Consider the following 22,661-nt stretch of genomic DNA (forward strand, 5'->3'; position numbering starts at 1 on the left):
AGAAAATTTACGATCCTAAGAAAAAGGAAAATCCATTTGACGGCGGATCAGAAATTCTGAAAGGTTTTCCGCATCCGTTATAATGCATGAAATGAGGATCAGGCATTTTGAAGAAATGCCGTGCGGCGGCAAAATTATCCTATCCGTATGCGGATGGAATGGACGGCATCCTTGCCGAACTGGTCCTTCAGTTTTCCCAGCAGGGCTCCCTGCCACTGCTGAAGATGGTAGCGCATGGCCGGTTGAAGCACCTGGATGGTGGCTACTCCCTTGACAATGGAAAGAAGGTTGGATTGCTGGCCCAGGAATGGCCCCGCAGCTTTCAGCCATCCTTCCCGGAGCAATTCGGGGTCCATGCCGTCGCCGTCCAGGGGAAGCCTGGACAGGATATCCCCCAGCAGGGACTCCGCCGTATGGAGGTTGCGTGTTTCACTGGCGGCGGGGGATATCTGGAACCAGTCCGCCAACGCCTGCCTCACCTCCTGCTCATCACGGGAAAGATAATCATACCGGACTGGGGAGGCGTAGGGATCCGGACGGTCCCTGTCCGGCGTGTAGGGAGACCAGGGGGAGGACATGGATGGAAAATAAAAGCCCGGAGCGTTGAATGCCAACAGCCCCGGGCGGTTAAAATAATATATGGAGAAATATTATTCGCCGTCGTCGCCAATCGCTTCCACGGGGCAGCCTTCCATGGCTTCCTCGCATGCGCTCAGCTCTTCGTCGTTTTCCGGCTGCTTCTTGACATAGGATACTCCTTCGTCGTCATCCCGTCCAAAGTTTTCCGGAGCGGTTTCGCGGCAAAGGTCGCAGTCAATGCAGGAACTGTCCACGTAAAACTTGCCGGGGACGTTTAGAGGTGTTTTTTCGTCGATATCTGCCATTGTGTATGATGGGTTGTATGAACTGAACCCACTATTTCCGCATTTGAATAAATTTTGCAATCTTTTTTGTTGCAGGAATGAGTCAGCATGGGGGACAATGGCGGCATTCCCGTTCCCGGAATAAAAGGCTTTTCATGATGAATACCCCACCTGCTTCCCTCCCTCGTCTCCTGCCCGTGTGGGCAGGGCTGCTGCTGGCCGCTTTTTCCGGAATTTTGATGGCCTGCGCCTTTATTCCGGTAGACTGGAGCGGGTGCGTATGGATAGGATTCCTGCCTTTGCTGACAGCCCTGTGGCACGGCCGCAGACGGGAGGGGAAAAGGGGAATGCTGGCGTACGCCCTGTATGGCTGGGTATTTGGCGTGGTATTTTACGGCATCTCCTTCTGGTGGGTCAATGAGGTCAGCACGCTGGGCTATATTCCCCTGATGATTTTTTACGGAGGCCTGTTTCCCTGCTTATGGGCTCTGGTCATGGGAGTGTTCTTCCGGCCGGCCGGCCGGCCGCTGCCTGATGCGAAGCTGGCGGCAAAGGAACGCCGGGCCGCCTGGAAAGCCTGGGCCATGGGCGACATATTGCCCAGCGCTTCCGCCGCTCTGGCGGGCGCCGCTTTATGGGTATGCCTGGAATGGGGGCGGGGCTGGCTGATACCGGGTTTCGGCTGGAACAATCTGGGCGTGGCCCTGTACGGAAATCCGCTGGCCCAATGGGCGGAATACCTTGGCGTGACGGCGCTGGCCTTTATTCCGGCCGTCTTTTCCGTCTGGCTCTGGCGTGTTTGCCGCCGTGCCGGAATCATGATTGTCCATGAAGGCAGACGGACCGTTCCCTGGGACTTTTTCATCCTGGTGGCGGTCCTTTTAACCATGTTTGTCGTCGGCGTGTTCTGGACGGCTCGTTACTCCCCCCAGTCTGCCGCGGTCATGGGAAACGGCAGGCTTACCGTTCCCGTCATGGCCGTGCAGCTGAATCTGAGCCAGAAGGAAAAATGGGATCCGGCCAATCGGGGAAGCATTTACCGGGCTTTGCTGGACATGACGGAACAGGGAATGCTGGACCTTCAAAACCGCGCTCTGGAACAGGCGGTCAAAGACGGCGCGGAAGCCTCCCTGGATATGCCGGCCTGGGTCATCTGGCCGGAAAGTTCCTTCCCCATTTCCACGTTTTACCGTGATTCCACTGGGGAACGCTTCCCCAATCAGGACAATGTCAACTTTCTGAGCGCGGAAGAGGATTACGTCCAGGCCCTTCGGAACGGGATATGCAATTTTATCCTGCTGACGGGCACGGATGATATTTACCTGTCTGATGAAGGGCGTGTGGCGCGGGCTTACAACTGCCTTACCGTCTTTGAGGGGGATTATTCCACAGCCCGTCCGCACGCCAAGGCCATGCTGGTTCCCTTCGGAGAATACATCCCTATGCGGGAAACATTCCCGTTTCTGGAAAAAGCCTTTGAGGCTTCCGCCGGAACTGCCATGGGCCTGAACTATACGCCCGGGTGTTCCTTCAATCCCGTTCCCGTGCCTATCCGCCCCGGAAGCTCTTCTACGGTGGGCGTTATTCCGCTGGTCTGCTTTGAGGATGTGGTGGGAAGCTGGGTGCGCCGCTTCGTCCGGCAGGAACCCCAGTTGATGGTGAACGTGACCAATGACGGGTGGTTCAACCGTTCCTGCGCCAATGAACAGCATTGGCGCAATGCGGCGTTCCGCTGTATTGAACTGCGGCGTTCCATGGTCCGTGCCGCCAATACCGGCGTAAGCGTGGCTCTGGCCCCCAATGGCGCGGTTATTGCGGATTTGAGGGATTCCTCCGGTTCGCCGTTTACCAGAGGGGTGATGACTGCCACATTGCCTGTGGGCTGTACGGAAATAACCCTGTACGCCATGCTGGGCGACTGGGCCGTTCTGGTTTGTTTCCTGGCGTTCGCGGTTCTGTTGCTGCGCAGGATAGGCGCCGGGAAACGTGTTCACGGCCCCGTGGAGGACGGCGTTTACCGGCGTTCCACGGGGGCTACGCCCAGATAATTCCTGACCTGTTTGAACGCAGGGTAGGAAATGCCTGTTTCATGGCACCAGAAGGCGGAAGACGAGCCGCCGTCCATATTCAGGGCCGTTTCCACCCGGAAATTCCCCAATGCTCCGGGAGTCGCCAGCCAGGCTGCCAGTTCCTTCAAAGTCAGGGAAGAGGAAACGCCGATGCACCACCTTTTTCCTCCGTCCGTGGCAATGAAGGTGCGGTAAGTGGACTTCTGCGCGTTAAGCCCTTTTACGGCGGAGCCGTTCTCCACCAGAAAGGGGCCTCCCTGAATGGCTGCCTGCGTGGCCGGAAGCTTTTTCATGCGTTTCAGCACGGAACTGCGGACCAGAGTCAATCCGCTTCTGCCTCCTTCATAAACGACCCCGGAAACGGCGAAAGACCCCGTAGCCAGCGGAGAAAGCCGTTTGCCGTCCTGAATGACCAGGCCCAGGGGAGTTCCCTCCGCGTCCGCACTGAAAAATCCTCCGTTGACGCCGGCCACGCAGGGACTTTTCCTCATGGCCTTGTCCAGGGAGCCGTACCGGGGCGTTTTGACGCTTCCTTCGTCCCTCACCAGCAGACGGTGCGTATCAGAACGGAAAAAATACACGTTCAGCTTGTCCCGCATGGACAAAAAGCCGTCCTTCCTGGTGAAAACGCGGTGTTCCGCGTGAACCAGGCCGGAAAAGCACAACATCAGAGAAAGAAGGCGCAGCAAAAGCATGGTCAATGGCCGTTGGGGGAACAGTAGAAAATCCGGCGTTCCGCGCAGGTGCCTGAAGGCACGCGTACGCCCGGCCAGACAACGCAGCCTTGCAGGCGGCAGCCGTCCTCTACCGTTGCGCCGGGACCTATCACGCAATTACCGTCCGCAAAGGCGCGGGGGGACACCCGGGCCCGGGGGTGGATGCGCGGAGCGGGGGAGGGGAAATCCAGATGGGCCTGAAGGTAGGCCTCCGGCGTTCCCATGTCCATCCACAACCCGTCATCCGCCAGAATGCCGCGCAGGCGCCCTTCCCGGATGTAATCCAGAAACAGGGGAATGATGGAAACGGCCTCCCCGGAAGGGATGCGCCCGAATACTTCCGGCTCCATGCAGTACGCGCCGGTAAATTGGCAGGAGCCGGGGTCGCGGCCCAGGGCGTGCCTCATATCCGTCACCAGGCCGGAAGAAAAATCAAACCCCACGTTCTTCTTATCTCCGGAGGTGCGGAGGGCCAGCGTCACGGGAGGGCGACGGCTCAAATGCTCCTCCAGAAGGCGGCCCAGGTCAAATGTGGCCGCCATGTCTCCGTTCACCACCAGCAGCGGTTCTTCCGGGGAAGCCAGGGGCTCTATCTTTTTGACGCCGCCGCCGGAATCCAGCAGCACGGGTTCATGGCTGAAATGAACAGGGCAGCCGTTCCATGAGCGTTCAGGGAACACCTTATCCCATGCCGCCGCCAGATGGTGGGTGTTAATGATGAACTCCCGTATGCCGCAATCGTAGCATCGGCGCATGGAATGCAGAATAAGGGGTTCATGGAAAAAGGGAATCAGCGGCTTGGGCAGAATGCCGGTGAGAGGGCGCAGGCGGGTACCCAGCCCGGCGCCGAGAATAAACGCGCGGGAAATGCGGAGGCCTGCCGTGATGTGCATGGAACATCACTACCGGGTGAGCGGCGTTTTTTCAAGCGCCCTTTATCCACTTCTTTCCGGGATGACACGCCGGAATACCGTCTCTTCCCTGAATTTAAAGGAAAATCCGTGATTTCGTGCTTTCCAAACGGAAGCTCATTCACTAGCATCCCCGCATGGCATGTGGAAACCAAAGAACTGTCGGCTCTCCGGCCTCCCTGGCCGGTACCTCTTTGCATACGGGGCAGCCCGTTACCCTGACCCTGAAACCGGCTCCCGCCGACTTCGGCATTAAATTCCGCCGGGTGGACATTCCGGACCAGCCTTTCATCAGCGCGGATGTGGAAAAGGTGCAGACTGTGGAACGCGCCACCAGCCTGGCTGAAGGTTCCGTCAAGGTGCATACCGTGGAACACATCCTCTCCGCCCTCACGGGCATGGGCATTGACAACGCCGTCATTGAAATGGACGCCAACGAACCTCCCATCGGGGACGGCTCCTCGGCCCCCTACGTAGAACTGATCAAGCGCGCCGGCATCGTGGAACTGGATGTGCCGCGCCGCTATCTGGAAGTGCGCGAGGCCGTCACCATTGAAACCAAGGGCGGTTCCATCCTGACCATTCTCCCCTCCAAGCAATTCCGCGTTTCCGTCACCTGCGTGGGACCGGAAAACCGCATCACCCAGTACTTTGACGCGGTCATCACGCCAGAAACGTATGAAAAGGAACTGGCCCCGGCCCGCACCTTTACGTTCTACGAAGACATCAAGCCCCTGCTGGAAAAGGGCCTCATCAAGGGCGGCAGCCTGGAAAACGCCGTGGTCATCCGCGGAGAGGAGCTCATGAGCAAGGAACCCATGCGTTTCATCAATGAGTTCGCCCGCCACAAGGCCATGGACCTTATTGGGGACCTGACCCTGTGCGGCAAGCCCATTCTGGGCCACGTCATCGCCATCAAGCCGGGCCACGGCCCGAACACCGAACTCACGGCCAAGCTCAAGAAGGAACACCACCGCAACCAGCAGATGGCCCCCAATCCCGTCAACGTGCCGTACGGAGACGCCGTGCTGGACATTAATGAAGTAATGAGCCTTCTGCCGCACCGCTATCCTTTCCTGATGGTGGACCGCATTATCGGTTTTGAAGGAGAAACCAAGTGCCGGGGTCTGAAGAACCTGACCATGAACGAACTCTTTTTCCAGGGCCACTTCCCGGGCCATCCGGTCATGCCGGGCGTCCTCCAGGTGGAAGCCATGGCCCAGGTGGCCTCCATCGTCATGCTGCGCCAGCCCGGCAATGCCAGCAAGCTCGGCTATTTCATGAGCGCGGACAAGGTAAAATTCCGCCGCGTCGTGGTTCCCGGCGATACGCTCATCATTGAAGCGGAACTGACCAAGATGCGCGGAAACATCGGCCAGGCGACGGCACGCTGCCTGGTGAACGGCCAGGTAGTTTCGGAAGCCGAGCTTAAATTCGGCCTTCAGGATGCTTGATCCCGCCGACAGCATCCCCTGTTTTTACGAAAACCCCGGCTGTGCATGCCACGCCGGGGTTTTTCATGTTCCGCATCCTGGCTTTCTTTACCTGAACATTCCGGACAGCCCGCAAAAACGGAGACCGGAAAACGAACCATGAAGGGCGGCATTTCCTCCTTTTCAGGGGATCTGATCCCGTCTTAACAGTCACTTGCGGAAAAGAGGCGGATATCAGGCAGGCGGCACATCTCCGCGTACTCTTCAAGACGGCGGCGAAAAGTCTCTTTGGTCATGGAAAGAAGGGCGTCTGCCGAAAAGGACTCGCAGGTGAAGGAGGCCGCCACCGTTCCGTACACAATCCCCTTCTTCACTTCCTCAAACGGAGGAAGGCCGGGAGGCAGGGTGGACAAATAGCCGGCCAGAGCCCCCAGGAACGTATCCCCCGCACCGGTGGGGTCCACCAGTGTTTTCAGAGGATAGGCGGGACAACGGAACATCCGGAGATTCCCGCCGGCATCCCGGCCCAGAAGCGTGGCCCCGTATTCCCCCTGTTTCACCACTGCGTACGCGGCGCCTTTGGAAAGCAGGAATTCCCCGGCTTCCATGACGGTGGACGCCTGGGCATATTCCTTCGCCTCATCCTCATTCATCATGGTGATATGGGAACGGCTGATCACGGCATCCAGCAATTCCGGCTGGCGGCGCAGCCACTTGTCCATGGAATCGGAAAGTACCAACGCCGCGTCCGGACATTGTTCCATGCACTTGAGCTGCTGGGCCGGAACCATGCAGCAGCAAACCAGCACCGGATGGTTCCTCAAAGGCTCCGGAACGTGCACATTCCATTCCAGCATCACGGCATCATTGGCACAAACGGTCCTCCGCTTGTTCATATTGTCAAAATATTCCCCGGTCCAGGCAAAAGAAGGCCCTTTCTTGCGTTCTACACCGTTCATGCACACCCCTTTAGCCTCAAGGGCCGCTTCATAATGGGCGGGGAAATCCTCCCCGATGATGCTGACGGCATCCACGCGGTCGGCAAACAAAAGGGCAGCCACGGCCGCAAAGGAAACGGAACCGCCCAGAACACCGTCCGCCCTGCCGCCGGGAGTAAGGATGGTATCAATTCCGATGGTTCCGGTAACGAGAAGGGGCAGGGACATGGAAAAAAGGAAATACGGTTTTACCCTGCAATCAAGAACAAAAAGGCTGGCGATATGGAAAAAACAGGGTATTTTATCCGCACACGTTAAAGGAAATGGTTCTGCCGGCATACAGACCGACAGCTTCCGCAGAAATCTTGTTTCCGGTAAAGGGTTTCACCAGGCGGCACGAACGTTTCCAAACCAGTTTTCGGGAACGCAGCCAGCAACCCTTTCATGGACAAGAAGCCGCAGCCCGTCTTTCCCGGCAGATTTCGGCGCTGCTCCGAAACTTTATTCCCCATTAAAACATAGAAAAAGCCGCTATATGATGAAAATGCTGATGATAGTGGGCCTGGGAAGCTTTGCGGGCGGTGTATTGCGTTTCCTGCTGTCCCGTTTCGTCCAGGTCAATTCGGCAAGTTCGTTCCCCTGGGGTACGGCGGCAGTCAACCTGCTGGGATGTTTTATCCTGGGCGCCCTCTACGGTTTGTTCGACCGGAACCTGCCGCATACGGAAACGCGGCTCTTTCTTACCGCAGGCCTGTGCGGCGGTTTCACCACCTTTTCCACGCTGATGAATGAATCCTTCCTGCTGTTGAAGGAAGGGAACTTCTCCGCCTTCTTCCTTTACACCCTCATCAGTTTTGCCGGGGGGCTCCTGGCCATTGGCCTGGGCTATCTGGCCGCCCGGTAAGAAAAAACATGGAAACCCGGCGCTGCGCATGGCCTGCCGCGCTGTTTCTACAAGGGAGGCTTAAACGCTGTCAATTCGATGGGCGACGTAGCTCAATACTTCCTCATCCGCAGAACGAATGAGGAAAGACCACGCCTCAAGCGGAAAAAACGGAGTTGCTGATGGGCCTGTCGCTGGACTTTTGGGAAGATATGTGTATACTGTTTAACCCTGTCTATGAATAAACAACAGCTTGCCTCGAAGATTTGGGAGTCTGCCAACAAAATGCGCTCCAAAATTGAAGCCAATGAATACAAGGACTACATTCTCGGCTTCATCTTCTACAAGTTCCTTTCCGATAAGGAAGTCAAGTTCCTGAAAGAGAACGACTGGACAGACGATGATTTGCCCCATGTTACGGAAGATGACGCGGAGACGGTTGACTATATCCGCAGCAATGTAGGTTACTTCATCTCCTACAAACACCTCTTTTCCACTTGGATTGACAAGGGCAGCGACTTTACCGCCGCAGATGTGACGGAGGCTCTTTCTGCTTTCAGCCGCCTGATCAATCCCTCTCACAAAAAGGTCTTTGACAAGGTGTTCGCCACCTTGGAAACAGGCCTCTCCAAACTTGGGGAAAACTCCGGTGCCCGCACCAAAGCCATCCGCGACCTCTTGCATCTCATCAAGGATATCCCCATGGACGGGCGGCAGGATTATGATGTCCTGGGGTTTATCTACGAATACCTCATCAGCAACTTTGCCGCAAACGCGGGCAAGAAAGCGGGCGAGTTCTACACCCCGCATGAGGTTTCGCTCCTCATGTCGGAAATCGTGGCTGCCCACCTCAAAGACAGGCAGAAAATCAAGATTTATGACCCCACCAGCGGTTCAGGTTCCCTGCTTATCAATATCGGCAAGTGCGTGGCGCGTTACATGGGCGGGGGAGACAACATCAAATACTACGCTCAGGAGCTTAAGGAAAACACCTACAACCTGACCCGCATGAATCTGGTAATGCGGGGCATTTTGCCGAACAATATCGTGACGCGCAACGGCGACACGCTGGAGGAAGATTGGCCGTATTTCGATGATAACGACCCGTCCAACACTTATGACCCGCTCTATGTAGATGCTGTTGTCTCCAATCCTCCTTATTCTCAGCCTTGGAACCCCGCAGACAAGGAAAGCGACCCGCGCTATGCCCGCTTTGGGCTTGCTCCGAAAGGCAAGGCGGACTACGCATTCCTGCTGCATGATCTTTTCCACCTCAAGAGTGACGGCATCATGACGATTGTGCTTCCCCATGGCGTCCTGTTCCGTGGCGGTACGGAGGGGGCTATCCGCAGGAATCTGGTGGAATACAACCATATTGACGCTATCATCGGCTTGCCTGCCAACATTTTCTTTGGCACCGGCATTCCCACCATCATTATGGTTCTCAAGCAGAAACGGGAAAATACGGATGTGCTGATTGTGGATGCTTCCAGGGGCTTTGCCAAGGTGGGCAAGAACAATGTCCTCCGCGCGTGCGACATCAAGAAGATTGTGGATGTGGTTTCTGCCCGCGCCGATGTGGAGAAGTTCGCCAAGGTGGTAAGCCGAGATGAAATCCGGGCCAATGATTACAACCTCAATATCCCGCGCTATGTCGATTCCTCGGACAAAAACGAAAGTTGGGATATTTTCGCTACCATGTTTGGCGGCATCCCCTTGTCTGAACTAGCGGAATTTCATGAGTACTGGGCAGCGTTCCCTCGTCTGAAAGAGTCTTTGTTCACCGCTTCCGGGGCGGCTCATTGCCGCTTGAACGTGGCTGACCTCAAGTCGTCCGTTCTGACGCACGCTGATGTTACGGCATTTACCGCCCGCTACGCTTCCTCTTTTGCTGATTTTGAAGCATTCCTCACCACCCGATTGCTCGATGGTATGGAAACGCTCAATATCACCAGAGAAGAATCCATCATCAGTGATGATGTTTTCTCTCGCCTGAACGGGCTTCCCCTGGTAGACAAATACAAAGCCTACCAGTTGCTGGATGATGAGTGGAAAAAGATTTCTGTGGACCTGGAAATTATCAGGACTGAGGGTTTTGCCTCATCCAAACAGGTTGACCCCAACATGGTCGTTAAAACCAGGGACGGCAAAAAACAGGAGGTGCAGGACGGCTGGATGGGACACATTATTCCCTTTGCCCTGGTGCAGCAAACCCTGCTCGCCGCTGACCTCGCCAGGCTGAACGCCAGGGAAGCCCGCTTGAGTGAACTCGCGGCAGAGTACGAATCCCTGCTTAATGAGCTGAGCGAGGAGGATAAGGACAAGCCCTTTGTCAATGATGATGGCGACGCCTTTGTGCCGAAAGAGGTTGCAAAGGCCGTCAAGAGCATGGAGACGGAACCTGAAACGCTCGCCATCCTGCGAAAGGTGACAGCCCTGAATAATGAGGAAAAATCCCTCAAAAAACAAATCAAGGCTGACAGTACTGCGCTCCACCTCCTCACCAAAAAAACCATTGAGGAATTGACGGACGAGCAGGCAAGGCAAATGATTAAGCTCAAGTGGATTCCCCCCTTGCTGGATAGCATGGCCGGGTTGTCCTCCGCTGTCATTGCCGATTTCATTGCCAGACTCCTTGCCCTGGCAGGGAAATATGAAACGACATTTACGGAGGTGGACAGCCAAATCGTTGAGACAGAGTCCTCTCTTGTTTCCCTTTTGGATGAATTGACCGGCAACGAGTTCGATATGCAGGGTATTCAGGAACTCAAATCTCTACTCGGAGGCAACGCCCATGAATGAGAAATCGTTGGTTCCGTCCATCCGCTTTACCGGATTTACTGACGCATGGGAACGGTGTAAGCTGGGGGATTTGGGGAAAGTACGCTCTGGCATAGGGTTTCCTGATGCAGAACAGGGAGGAACTGAGGGGCTTCCTTTTTTTAAAGTTTCCGATATGAACATTTCTGGGAACGAACATGAAATGACTAAAAGTCAGAATTATGTTTCTATAGAACAGATACAACGGAAAAAGTGGACACCTATTCTCGATGTGCCTGCGATGTTCTTCGCCAAGGTTGGTGCAGCCGTCTTACTGAATAGAAAACGCTTATGTAGAACACCATTCCTTTTGGATAATAATACAATGGCATATTCCGTTTGCGGAGAAAAATGGAATGTTGATTTTGCAAAAGCACTATTTGACACAGTGAATCTTCCCTCGTTAATTCAGGTGGGAGCTTTACCCTCGTACAATGCCGGAGATGTTGAATCATTAGAAATTACTCTGCCTAACATTGAGGAACAAAACCAGATAGGCCATTTCTTCCGTTTGCTCGACCGCCTCATCACCCTTCATCAGCGTAAGTATGAAAAGCTCCTCAACATCAAAAAATCGATGTTGGACAAAATGTTCCCGAAAAATGGTGAGCTTTTCCCCGAAGTCCGCTTTGCCGGATTTACTGACGCATGGGAACGGCGTAAGCTGGGGGAGATTGCAGACAAGGTAACAGAAAAGAACAGCAGCCGTATTTATTCAGAAACGTTCACCAACTCCGCAGAAAACGGCATAATTAGCCAAAGGGATTATTTCGACCATGCCGTTTCAAACTCGGCAAATTTGGATGGCTATTACATCGTTTCAGAAGATGATTTCGTGTACAATCCGAGAATATCCACGACCGCCCCTGTAGGCCCTATCAATCGTAACAGGTTGAAGAGCAGAGGAGTAATGTCTCCTCTATACACCGTGTTTCGGACACGTGATATCGATGCTTTGTATTTGGAGCATTATTTCAAAAGCCACCATTGGCATCAATACATGTTCTTGAACGGAGATTCAGGCGCTCGCTCTGACCGTTTTTCTATAAAGGATTTCGTGTTTATGGAAATGCCTATTGCTGTTCCATGCAAAGTCGAGCAAATGCGAATAGGGAGCTTTCTTGAAGAACTCGACCACCTCATCACCCTTCATCAGCGTAAGTTGGAAAAACTGCAAAACATCAAGAAAGCCTGTCTGGAAAAGATGTTTGTTTAATTGAAAGGAGACTTTATGACTTTTACAACGGAAAGCGCCTTTGAGGAAGCCGTCATTAAGATGTTGTCCGAACACGGATGGGAAAGCGCAGTGTTGAAAAACTACACGGAAAAGCAGCTTATCCAAAACTGGGCTGACATCCTGTTCGAGAACAACCGGGACATAGACAGCCTGAATAATTGTCCTTTAACGGAGGGTGAAATGCTGCAAATTCTGGAGCAGATCGCCATGCTCAAATCGCCGTTGAAGCTGAACGGTTTTATCAACGGCCAAAACGTGACGATTACGCGCGATAACGAGGCTGATACCTTACACTACGGCAAGGAGGTTTCCCTCAAGATTTATGACCGCAGGGAAATAGCCGCTGGGCAAAGCCGATACCAGATTGTGCAGCAGCCCAAGTTTCCCACAGCATCCCCCTTGCTCAATAATAGGCGCGGGGATTTAATGCTGTTGATTAACGGCATGCCCGTGATTCATATGGAGCTGAAAAAGAGCGGCGTTCCGGTGAGTCAGGCCTGCCGGCAGATAGAAAAATACACGGCAGAGGGCGTCTTTAGCGGGTTGTTCTCGCTTGTGCAGATGTTTGTTGGCATGACACCGGAAGAAACGCTGTATTTCGCCAACCCCGGAATAGACGGGCGCTTTAATCCGGATTACTATTTCCATTGGGCTGATGTGGATAACGAGCCTGTTAATGACTGGAAAAGCGTTATTTCCACCCTGTTGTCAATCCCCATGGCGCACCAGATGATAGGCTTTTATACTGTTGCCGACAATTCGGACGGAGTGTTGAAAGTCATGCGCAGCTATCAGTTTTTTGCAGCCAGCAAAATTTCGGATAAGGTAGCGCAAACAAAATGGGACGAGCGGAACCAGCTTGGCGGTTTTGTTTGGCACACCACGGGTTCAGGCAAAACAATGACCTCTTTCAAGTCTGCCCAGTTAATAGCCACGTCCAAAGACGCAGACAAGGTTATCTTCCTGATGGATAGAATAGAACTGGGAACGCAAAGCCTGAAAGAATACCGGGGCTTTGCCGGCGACAGTCTGGATGTTCAGGCAACGGAAAACACGGGCGTGCTTGTTACAAAACTGAAAAGCAGCAACCCTTCCGATACGCTCATTGTTACCTCCATTCAGAAGATGAACAACATTAAGAATGAGGCAGAGGGCGGACTGAAAGCGGCTGACATCGAACTGATGAGCGGAAAGCGCATCGTGTTCATTGTGGATGAATGCCATCGTTCCACGTTCGGTGATATGCTCATCAACATCAAAAACACTTTCCCGCGAGCCATATTCTTTGGGTTTAGCGGAACTCCCATACATGAGGAAAACCAAAAGAAAGACAATACGACGACGACGGTTTTCGGAGATGAGCTGCACCGCTACAGTATTGCCGATGGTATTCGGGATAAGAATGTCCTGGGCTTTGACCCCTACAAGGTTTTGACCTATGAGGACAGCGAGCTGAAAACGGCTGTTGCCTTGGAAAAAGCGAAAGCGCACACAGTAGAGGAAGCCTACGCAACCCCGGCGAAAGCCGCTGTGTTTCAGCACTACATGGGGCTGCCCATGCCGGCGGTGTATGAAGATGAAACGGGAACGAAGCACGGCATCGAGCATTATCTGCCTAACAGCCAATATGAAAGAGAGGAGCATCAACAGGCTGTCATCGCGGACATTCTGAAAAATTGGGTAGTCTTGAGCCATAATGGCAAGTTCCATGCTATTTTTGCCACAGCCAGCATTCAGGAAGCAGTCCAGTACTACCGGCGCATGAAAGCAGAAGCCCCGAACCTGAAAATCTCCGCCATCTTTGACGCGAACATCGACAACAACGGCCATGGCCTGATGAAAGAGCAAGGGCTTGTGGAAATCATCAAGGATTACAACGCTCGCTACGGGCAGGATTTTTCGATTCCTACCTTTGCCGGCATGAAAAAAGACATTGCTGCAAGGTTGGCGCATAAACGGCCATACGAGCGCATCGACAAATCGCCGGAGCAGCAGTTGGATTTGCTCATAGTGGTGGATCAAATGCTCACGGGCTTTGACTCCAAGTGGATTAACACGCTCTACTTGGATAAGATGCTTTACTATGAAAACCTCATCCAGGCCTTTTCCCGCACCAATCGCCTGTTTGGTCTGGATAAGCCTTTCGGCACCATCCGCTATTACCGGAAGCCGCATACCATGGAGCGCAACGTTCAGCAGGCGGTGAAGCTGTACTCCGGCGATAAACCTTTGGGATTGTTCGTGGAGAAGCTGAATAGGAATTTGGAATCGCTCAATACTATCTATCAGGATATTTCTGATCTGTTTAATCAGGCCGGAATTGAGGATTTCTCCCACTTGCCTGCGGAGCCGGCGGAACGCAAGGAGTTCGCACGGTTGTTCCGCGATTTGAATGCCCGCATGGAAGCAGCAAAGATTCAAGGCTTCCGTTGGGATAAGCGCATCTATCAGTTTGCAGACGCCACGATGGAGGTTGCTCTGGATGAACACACCTTCAATGTTCTCAGCGTGCGCTACAACGAGCTTTTCGGCGGTAGTGGAGGTGAGAGCGATGGACATGAGCCGGAGTCTCCTTACGATATTCCGGGCTTCCCTATCCCGATATCCACCGGCGCAATCGACAATGATTACATGAACTCCCGCTTTGAAAAGTTCAGGAAGCTTCTGGGCAATGCTACCGAGGAGGAGCTGCGGCAGACGGAGCAGGAATTGCATAAGTCCTTTGCGTTCCTTTCTCAAGAAGAGCAGAAGTATGCCGATATTTTCCTGCACGACATTAAGCGTGGTGATGTTGTACCTGTAGAGGGTAAGACTTTCCGTGACTATGTGACCGAGTACATGGCAAAAGCCCAGGACGACCGCATACACCGCTTTGCCGCCGTGTTTGGTCTGGATGAAACATTGTTGCGCGGCATGATGTCTCATCGGGTGACTGAGGGGAACATCAACGATTTTGGCCGCTTTGATGCATTGAAAGCTACAGCGGATAAGAAAAAGGCCAAAGCCTACTTCGAGACCGGGTCTCACACTCCATTACCCCCACCCAAAGTGGCCATGAAACTGGACAAAATACTCCGAGATTTCATCACAAACGGCGGTTTTGACCTCTCGTAAGTCATGCTGACATGAGGAGGAAATGCAGATTTCCTGCAAAAGAGCCAAGGGGAAACCCTTGAATAACCCTCATTTTGGGAGGGAGATATTGATTGGTACGCACCTGCAGAGACGGCCGGGTTGCGGTATGTTGAACGCAGTATCAGACGAATCACGCAACTAGGACTTCAAAATTGCTCTGTTAGAATTCTGACAGCTCATACAGCCCTACTCTTTACTTACGAGTAGGGCAAATTCTTATTTCATTTATTTTATGGAAGAAATGATTAAGGAGAAATCCGAAAGGCTTGCATCTGGTTCTACCTTTTTTGAAATCTCAGGCAACATGTTAAGCCAATATGGAATTCCCGTTTCCCTGTAAGTCTGAGCAGGATTCTATTGCTGCTTTTTTGGACAAGTGAGCTATCAACAAATGATCAACGACTATGCGGCAACGCATGAGAGACAAACGACAATGGATTTCCACCATCTGATAAAGGGGGCTGAAGGCTTAATACCCGGAGATTCCACACGCAAGGCTATGATCAAAGAGGAACCATTGGCTCATCAGATCCTGCAGGAAAAACCTCTGCTTTGAAATAGTTCAGCTGTTCCACAAGTGTAGAGGAAATCGGAATCATACGCGCCGCGTTCGTCTTGGTAATGCCGCGGCTGAGCTAAAATCTCTCGCTCCCGCAGGGATATTTCCCTGCGGGCGATAGCCCCGGAAGTTTGTTCCTAGGAATAGGATTTTTCCAGGATGCTGACCACGTCCGCCGGAGTCAATTTGCAACGGTCCAGCTCAAACAGGTTGCCCATGGTGGAAAAAGCCGTTTTAGCGTATTCGTCAAATAAATCCGGGGTAATGCCGAACTCGGACATCTTCAGCTTGTCCACGCCGCAGGCTTCCTTCAGTTTGTTCAAGCCGTTCAGGAAACCGTCCACGGAGGCTTCCTGCCCCATGGCCGCGGCAACTCTTGCGTAACGTTCCGGGCAGGAGGGCGCGTAGGCTTCATGGTAGGCCCAGGAAATCATGATTAACCCCGCGCCGTGGGGCAGGGAAGGATGGAAGGCGCTGAGGGCATGTTCAATGGAATGTTCCGACGTACAGCAGGAAATGGTTTCCACAAATCCGGAATAGGTATTGGCCAGAGCCACATAGGCGCGCGCCTCCAGGTCATCCCCGTTATTCACGGCGCGCGGAAGATATTTGGCAATGTATTCAATGGCCTGGAGCGCGAACATGTCCCCCATGGGGGAGGCGATTGTGGCCATATATCCCTCCACGGCATGGAACAGGGCGTCAAATCCCTGGTATGCCGTTAATTTGGGAGGTACGGAAAGCATCAACTCCGGATCGACGATAGACATGGTGGGGAAAGTTCCCCTGAAACCGAAACCGATTTTTTCCTGCGTGTCCTCTTTCGTGATGACGGTCCACGGATCCGCCTCCGTTCCGGTTCCCGCCGTAGTGGTGATGCAGACGATGGGAAGAGGTTTGCAGGGAATGGAAAGCCCCTTGCCGGAACCGCCCTGGATGTAATCCCAGTAGGTTCCGGGATTGGCCGCCATCACGGCGATGCTCTTGGCGGAATCCATGCTGCTGCCTCCGCCCAGGCCGATGACGAAATCACACCCCGTTTCCCTGGCCAGGGAGGCGGCTTCCATTACGTGCTCCACCACGGGGTTGGGCTGCACTTTATCGAAAACAACGCTTTCCACTCCCTGTTTTTTCAGAAGAGCCTGTACGCGGTCCAGATACCCGAGGCGTTTGACGGACGTCCCGCCGATGACGATCAGGGCCTTGGCGCCGGGCAGGGGAGCGGAACCAAGATTGTCCAAAGAACCCGCGCCGAAGAAGATTTGCGCGGGCATGAAAAATTGAAATGGCTGATACATGCCCTTACTGTATAAAACGGCGGCTCCGGTCGTCAAGAATGCTCTGTGCATTCCATGAACAGGGAAACCGCCGTTCGGGCAGCATCTTTGTCTGAAGAACGTCAAACGTCTTCAAAAAAATCGTCGCTCCTGGTTGGATCCGGTTTGGGCGGTGACGGCGCACCCGTTCCAATGGCGCCGGGATCATCCATTTCACGGCTGGTCGTGATCGTGGTGGAGGGAGTCTTCTTTTTGGGCGCGCGCACGGCAGGGCGCGGAGCAGGGGATAAAGCGGAACTGTCAGCCATGCTTCCTTCTTCCGGAGAATCCATCATGCTCTTCATGCTCTGAACCAGTTTATCCCGGAGGGTGCGGATACCCTGTTCCCGGCGCACGGGATCCACCGTCGTTCGGATGAGCGTCATCATATTCCTCGTGGCGTTTGCCTGGTCTCCCAAGTCGAAGCAATCCAGTTCGCAACGCCAGCGCAGCCGATCCAGAACGGCGGCTCCCTGATCATCAAATTCGTCTTCGGACGCATTGGCGATGCGGCCCTGCATGCCGGACTTCTTGCCGGAGGAAATGGCATGGCTGATTTTTCCCAGAGCCACTTCCATGGAAATTCTCTTGTTCCATGCCTGCCTGAGGGCGGGAAGGTTGCGGGTCTTCCGGTATCCGGTGAAAAACAGCTTGTCAAAAATTTCATCCCGGTTTTTCATGGAATCCGGGAAAGCCTTGGAAGACATGCTGCTGATGCCCAGGGCCTCACCCACTTCCGTATTCAGGACGGATTGTTCCGCAATACGGGCGCCGGCTCTTCCGGCTGCTCCATTATTATTTTTAGAAGAGGAAGGGTCGATAAAATCAGGGTCGGAGCAGGCGGACAGGTAGGCATTCAGCAAATCCATGGCCGGCTTCTGGAACTCCGTAACGTCCAGGGTTTCCTCCGCTGTCCCTCCGGTGGAATGGGAGGTGGCGTTCATTAAATTTTCCTTAAGACGAGCCTTGAGGACGAGAACTCCCCATTGATATTGAAGCATTAATCCTTTACGGGCATTTTTATCCTGGTACTTCTTCGCTTCACGATCCATCCAGTCCTTCATGGAATTGGAGGCGATTTTGGCGCTCTTCCCCTGGCTCTTGTCCTTCTCCTTTTCCGTTTCCATCAGAAACTTCTTGGACTGGATCAGCAGGTCATATGCGGCACCGGGATCCCTGCCGGCGGAGTTCAGTTTGCTGATAGCGGCATTGATTACCTTGGTTTCTGCAGACCTGTTCAGAGCGAGCAGATTATCCAAATCCTTGATTACCTTCTTCTTGGCATCGTTATCCATGTACTGAGCATAACAAAAGGAACCCAGACTGAGGCTCCCGACCAGGCAAAGAGAAACGAAAGTATTCATGCTTTTTTTATTATGAAGGATGAAAGGTGATCTGGCAAGAGAGAAGCGGAGGGAAAGATTCGCCTCAATGTTTTTTCAGGTAGAAAAAAGGATAAGCCGAAGTGGAACAAAAATGAGTAATGGATGAATGATTTCCATTCAGAACAGAACAGGTAGCGGGTCATTCGTTCCACACCCGGATTTACGAGTAAAAAAAGTCCTCGGAATATGAATCTGGTAACATCCTTGATAAGCAGGGAATCTTATTTCCTGCCATCTTTTTTGGGGATGCGTCAAACGGGGGCTTCCGGAGACGGGATTGTTCTTTCACACATAACCGGAGCAAGTGGGACATATATTTCTCTCTGTATTTATACTTCGCATAATATATGTAATGCAAAATATAATGCCGGTAAAATAATTCTCCGTCCATTAATAGTTAAATGATTATGATGTGATTGGAAGAATGCGAAAAAACGTGGCATGGAAATAAGGAAGAAATAGCGTTCCTATCCTCTGGGATGAAAACGGTGATGAATCGAATTCAGCCGCTGCTGCTCCAAATGCGTATAGATCTGGGTGGTGGAAATATCGGCATGGCCCAGCATCTCCTGAATAATGCGCAGATCCGCTCCGTTTTCCAGAAGATGCGTGGCAAAGGAATGACGCAGGATGTGCGGGAAAACATGCTGTTCCAGTCCTGCGGCTCTGGCGCGTTCCCGGAGAATTTGGCGGACCCGCTCCCTTGTCAACGGACGGCCGCGTACCGTCAGGAAGATATGGTTTTTCGTTCCCGTCCTGACCAGTTTGGGTCTTCCTTTTTCCAAATACATTTGCAAAGCATCCAAGGCGGACCTCCCTATGGGCACCAGCCGGGTTTTATCCCCCTTCCCCAGCACGCGGACAAAAGCTTCATCTTTATCAAAACTCTCTAATTTGCAGTTGATTATTTCGCTAACACGCATCCCGCAAGCGTAGATCATTTCCAGGAGGGCCCTGTCTCTACACCCTAGAGGAATATCTTGAACATCAATGCTTTCAAGAAGATTTGAGACGGTTTTCTGATCCAGCACATGGGGAAGCGACAGCCCCTGCCGGGGCATTTCCAGAAATGCGGAAGGATCTTTTTCCAATATTCCCGTTCCGGCCAGCCACCGGAAAAAAATACGCAAATGCACCATTTCCACCCGCATGGAGCTGCGGGCTATCCCCCGGTCCTGCAAATGCCGCAGAAATGCCGAAAGCGTATCGATGCCCGCTTGGGCAAGACCAGTATCTTCCGTTTCCAGAAACCGGGCGAATTCCTCCAGCGTCTGCCTCACGGAAAGCTGGTAGGCGGTACTCAAGCCTTTCTCCGCGGCCAGAAAACGGATGAAGCGTTCCAAATGGGTCTGCATGGAGGCTTGCCTTTCCTGTCATTTGTTAGAACCGTTCCACCAGGAACAGGAATTCCGTCACGTTCTGAGGACGGTTTCTGAAATTCCGGCTGCCCCGGAATGCGGCGTACGGCGTTTCCAGCGTAACGGTACGGCCCAGCCGTCCGAGGAAACCGGTCATTTCCTCATAGTTAATAAACCCCTCAGAACTGTAGGAAAGTAAAATAAATTTGGACGGACAATCCTCCAACAGACGGAACAGGGCCTCCGGAGCATGCTGGCGGCTGTTGTACGTGGAGCGTTTCCAATCTGCGGGGATGCCGGAAACCCGGCTGGTTTCCTCCGGCTTTTCATAAGAAGACAGCAAATTCAGCATGAAATAATTGGACCCGTACGGATGCTGGTTATAGGGAGGGTCCAGATACACCACATCCATTTCCGGCAGCTCGGCAGCCAATTCATTGGCGTCGCGGCAATGGATGGAATACCGGCAGTCAAACCGGGAAAACACGGGAAACGGCAACGAAATGTCTCCCAGAATGCGGGAAAGGGCGTTGCCTCCCGTTCCCCCGAATTTGCCGATTCCGTTCCTGTCTTTGTAAAAGCCTTTGAATACGCCGGATGTGTTTGTGTGAATGGAAGCTTCCGCCAGAAGAGGCGCGATAAAATAGGGCCTGACTTCTGCCGGAAGCAAATTGATGGTCTGCCTCGCCGTATCCAGGTACACGGCGTTGCGGCGCGTATAAAAAACGCGGTCATCCGCCGTGATGCAGTCCGGATTTCTGGGGGCGTACAGTTCCGTGATGAAGCCAGGGGATTCATGCGTTTCCATATACCGCAGCAGGCGTCTGTAATGCCTGTCCAGCTCCAGATTCTCCACTTCCTCCGCATTGCTCAGGTAACAGGTATTGACGATCCGGCTGTATTCCTCCAGATCATTGACGATCAACTCTTCCGAATGCTGTTTCAGAAAACGCGCCACAATGCCGCTGCCGGAAAAAAGATCCCCTGCTTTCAGCCGTTCCTTACCCAGGCGTTTTTTCACCTGTTCCAATCCCGTTCCCAGGAAATGAAGCAGGGAACGCTTATTGCCCAGATACGTTACAATTTGTTCCGTCAGGAATCTGGGATCTTCCTCCATCTGCGGAGCTGGAAGGGATGATGGCGCGTTCCGGGTCATATAGCAGGTCTAAACCATCATACGGCACTCCCGCCTTTCCGTCAAGTTGTGCCGGGGTTCGGAATGGAGAACATTTCCTCTTCTCCGCAAGGGAAACGGGGTTCTGCCCTGCGCAAAACATGCCGGAAGAAAGGCCTTTCCAAAACGGAGAATCATGTTATCGTGCCAACAATCATGAAAAGACATCTTCTACCCTGTTCCCTGCTCTGCATGTTCCTGGCGGCAGCAACGGCCCTTGGCGATCCCGGAGACGCTTTTTACGAAGCCAACCTTTCCCTGATGCGCGCGGCACGGCAGGAGAAGGAGGGAGATTATAAGGCCGCCCTGGAAAGCGGCAAGAAAGCGGCTCAGTTGCTCCAGTCCCTGAAAGCATCCGAGCCTGAATGGAATCCGGAATGGGTGGACGGCAAACTGGATGCCGCCGCGCAGCTGCAGCGACGCGTGGAACCTCTGGCGCAAAAAGCCGGAACTCCCCAAAAGGCGGATTATTCTCTGCGACCGGGAGAACAGAGGGATTTCACCCTGCAACGCGCCTATAAGGCCCATGAACGGCAAAAAACGGTTGTCGGAACCGTTCCTGTTCTCCCGTCTTCCCACGGAACGCAACCGGAAAAAACGGTTGCTCCCGCTTCTTCTTCCCGTCCGGAAATCCGCTCCGTCAAGCCGGCAGCTTCCAGGCCGGAATCCATTTCCAGAAGATCCGTTCCTTCGCGCGGGCTGCCTCCCCGAACAGACCGGGCCAGCAGATTCCGTATCGGAAGCTGATGCGGAAACAAAAAGGCAGGAATAGGCCTATCTCCTTTTTTCAACTGCTAAAAGAGCCGCTTTCCCGGTTTGGGAAAGCGGCTCTGCGATTTTTGATCAGCTGCGCGCTCAGGCGTTCTGCTTGGCGGCTTCTTCAACAGCCACGGCCACCGCTACGGAAGCGCCGACCATCGGGTTGTTGCCCATGCCGATGAGGCCCATCATTTCCACATGGGCGGGCACGGAGGAAGAACCGGCGAACTGGGCGTCGGAGTGCATGCGGCCCATGGTGTCAGTCATGCCGTAGGAAGCGGGACCGGCAGCCATGTTGTCCGGGTGCAGGGTACGGCCCGTACCGCCGCCGGAAGCCACGGAGAAGTATTTTTTGCCCTTCTCATTGCATTCCTTCTTGTAGGTGCCGGCTACCGGGTGCTGGAAGCGGGTGGGGTTGGTGGAGTTCCCGGTAATGGAAACGTCCACGCCTTCATTCCACATGACAGCCACGCCTTCGCGCACATCATCGCAGCCATACACGCGCACGGCGGCCTTGGGGCCCTTGGAGAAAGCTTTCTCCTGGATGATGTTCAGCTTGCCCGTGGCGTAGTCGAACTTGGTTTGCACATATGTAAACCCGTTGATGCGGGAGATGATGTACGCGGCATCCTTGCCGAGGCCGTTCAGGCAGACGCGGAGATCCTGCTTGCGGACGCGATTGGCGGACTTGGCAATGCCGATGGCGCCTTCAGCGGCGGCAAAGGATTCGTGCCCGGCCAGGAAGCAGAAGCATTCCGTTTCATCGCGCAGGAGCATGGCGGCCAGGTTGCCGTGGCCCAGGCCCACCTTGCGTTCATCCGCAACGGAACCGGGAATGCAGAAGGACTGAAGGCCTTCTCCGATGGCTTCAGCGGCGTCGGCGGCTTTCGTGCAGCCCTTCTTAATGGCGATGGCGGCTCCCACCACATAGGCCCAGCCGGCGTTTTCAAACGCGATGGGCTGAATGCCGTTCACAATTTCACGGGGGTTGATTCCCTTGGAAAGGCAGAGTTGTTCCGCTTCTTCAATGGAGCTGATGCCGTATTTGGCCAGGGCTTCATTGATCTGCTTGATGCGGCGGTCGTAGGATTCGAAAAGAGGCATA

General features: G+C 53.7%; 17 protein-coding genes and 1 pseudogene. 8 read left to right on the forward strand and 10 right to left on the reverse strand.

Features of this window, described 5'->3' with window-relative positions; all coding sequences use genetic code 11:
• Window positions 1-134: 134 nt before the first annotated feature.
• Both CI070_RS04820 and CI070_RS04825 read right to left on the reverse strand, forming a co-directional pair.
• On the reverse strand, window positions 135-578 hold the full coding sequence (locus tag CI070_RS04820) for a DciA family protein (RefSeq protein WP_143245695.1): 444 nt from the start codon (window positions 576-578) through the stop codon (window positions 135-137).
• A gap of 72 nt (window positions 579-650) precedes the next feature.
• Entirely contained in the window at window positions 651-884 is a 234-nt protein-coding gene (locus CI070_RS04825; RefSeq protein ID WP_094137042.1) for a ferredoxin, read from the reverse strand.
• Between the two features lie 134 nt (window positions 885-1,018).
• Between CI070_RS04825 and lnt the strand changes: the two genes are divergently transcribed.
• Window positions 1,019-2,911 carry an apolipoprotein N-acyltransferase gene (lnt, locus tag CI070_RS04830; RefSeq protein WP_179218512.1) on the forward strand — a complete coding sequence of 631 codons (1,893 nt, stop codon included), beginning with the start codon at window positions 1,019-1,021 and terminating at the stop codon, window positions 2,909-2,911.
• Here lnt and CI070_RS04835 read toward each other — a convergent pair.
• Window positions 2,878-3,627 carry a phosphodiester glycosidase family protein gene (locus CI070_RS04835; RefSeq protein ID WP_143245696.1) on the reverse strand — a complete coding sequence of 250 codons (750 nt, stop codon included), beginning with the start codon at window positions 3,625-3,627 and terminating at the stop codon, window positions 2,878-2,880. The two genes, lnt and CI070_RS04835, sit on opposite strands and share 34 nt — an antisense overlap.
• A 2-nt stretch (window positions 3,628-3,629) precedes the next feature.
• Window positions 3,630-4,541, reverse strand: a complete 912-nt coding sequence (locus CI070_RS04840; RefSeq protein WP_094137045.1) for a nucleotidyltransferase family protein — start codon at window positions 4,539-4,541, stop codon at window positions 3,630-3,632.
• Between the two features lie 155 nt (window positions 4,542-4,696).
• On the opposite strand from CI070_RS04840, the gene CI070_RS04845 reads away from it, so the two are divergent.
• Window positions 4,697-6,013: a bifunctional UDP-3-O-[3-hydroxymyristoyl] N-acetylglucosamine deacetylase/3-hydroxyacyl-ACP dehydratase gene (locus tag CI070_RS04845; RefSeq protein ID WP_094137046.1), complete on the forward strand. Its 1,317-nt coding sequence runs from the start codon at window positions 4,697-4,699 to the stop codon at window positions 6,011-6,013.
• A 182-nt stretch (window positions 6,014-6,195) separates the two neighbouring features.
• Here CI070_RS04845 and CI070_RS04850 read toward each other — a convergent pair whose 3' ends face one another.
• Window positions 6,196-7,158, reverse strand: a complete 963-nt coding sequence (locus CI070_RS04850; RefSeq protein WP_179218513.1) for a PfkB family carbohydrate kinase — start codon at window positions 7,156-7,158, stop codon at window positions 6,196-6,198.
• Between the two features lie 307 nt (window positions 7,159-7,465).
• Here CI070_RS04850 and crcB point away from each other — a divergent pair, with 307 nt between their 5' ends.
• The 5 genes and pseudogenes from crcB to CI070_RS14395 form a co-directional block, all read left to right on the forward strand.
• Window positions 7,466-7,834: a fluoride efflux transporter CrcB gene (crcB, locus tag CI070_RS04860; RefSeq protein ID WP_094137049.1), complete on the forward strand. Its 369-nt coding sequence runs from the start codon at window positions 7,466-7,468 to the stop codon at window positions 7,832-7,834.
• A 216-nt stretch (window positions 7,835-8,050) separates the two neighbouring features.
• Window positions 8,051-10,615, forward strand: coding sequence for a type I restriction-modification system subunit M (locus CI070_RS04865; RefSeq protein WP_094137050.1), 2,565 nt, complete (start codon window positions 8,051-8,053; stop codon window positions 10,613-10,615).
• Window positions 10,608-11,849, forward strand: coding sequence for a restriction endonuclease subunit S (locus tag CI070_RS04870; protein WP_094137051.1), 1,242 nt, complete (start codon window positions 10,608-10,610; stop codon window positions 11,847-11,849). Before CI070_RS04865 ends, CI070_RS04870 begins: the two co-directional genes overlap by 8 nt.
• Before the next feature lie 15 nt (window positions 11,850-11,864).
• Window positions 11,865-14,984, forward strand: coding sequence for a type I restriction endonuclease subunit R (locus CI070_RS04875; protein ID WP_094137126.1), 3,120 nt, complete (start codon window positions 11,865-11,867; stop codon window positions 14,982-14,984).
• 394 nt (window positions 14,985-15,378) lie between these two features.
• A pseudogene (locus tag CI070_RS14395) lies at window positions 15,379-15,513 on the forward strand (site-specific integrase); the annotation flags it as partial.
• 188 nt (window positions 15,514-15,701) lie between these two features.
• On the opposite strand, the gene CI070_RS04885 reads toward CI070_RS14395, so the two are convergent.
• From CI070_RS04885 to CI070_RS04900, 4 genes are all read right to left on the reverse strand, one after another.
• Entirely contained in the window at window positions 15,702-16,862 is a 1,161-nt protein-coding gene (locus CI070_RS04885) for an iron-containing alcohol dehydrogenase (protein WP_094137127.1), read from the reverse strand.
• A gap of 101 nt (window positions 16,863-16,963) precedes the next feature.
• The gene (locus CI070_RS04890; RefSeq protein ID WP_094137053.1) at window positions 16,964-18,244 is read right to left on the reverse strand and encodes a hypothetical protein; all 1,281 of its coding nucleotides are present in this window, start codon (window positions 18,242-18,244) and stop codon (window positions 16,964-16,966) included.
• A 488-nt stretch (window positions 18,245-18,732) separates the two neighbouring features.
• Entirely contained in the window at window positions 18,733-19,620 is an 888-nt protein-coding gene (locus CI070_RS04895) for a tyrosine recombinase (RefSeq protein ID WP_094137054.1), read from the reverse strand.
• A gap of 25 nt (window positions 19,621-19,645) precedes the next feature.
• Window positions 19,646-20,740 carry a DNA adenine methylase gene (locus CI070_RS04900; RefSeq protein ID WP_094137055.1) on the reverse strand — a complete coding sequence of 365 codons (1,095 nt, stop codon included), beginning with the start codon at window positions 20,738-20,740 and terminating at the stop codon, window positions 19,646-19,648.
• Between the two features lie 213 nt (window positions 20,741-20,953).
• Here CI070_RS04900 and CI070_RS04905 point away from each other — a divergent pair, with 213 nt between their 5' ends.
• The gene (locus CI070_RS04905; protein WP_143245697.1) at window positions 20,954-21,544 is read left to right on the forward strand and encodes a hypothetical protein; all 591 of its coding nucleotides are present in this window, start codon (window positions 20,954-20,956) and stop codon (window positions 21,542-21,544) included.
• Between the two features lie 108 nt (window positions 21,545-21,652).
• Here the strand turns inward: CI070_RS04905 and CI070_RS04910 are convergent, their stop codons facing one another.
• A complete protein-coding gene (locus CI070_RS04910) occupies window positions 21,653-22,660 on the reverse strand; it encodes a GGGtGRT protein (RefSeq protein ID WP_094137057.1) in 1,008 nt (335 codons plus the stop codon).
• Between the last annotated feature and the right edge of the window lies 1 nt (window position 22,661).

Source organism: Akkermansia muciniphila (assembly GCF_900184965.1).
In the GTDB taxonomy this organism is placed as follows: Bacteria; Verrucomicrobiota; Verrucomicrobiia; order Verrucomicrobiales; family Akkermansiaceae; genus Akkermansia; species Akkermansia muciniphila_A.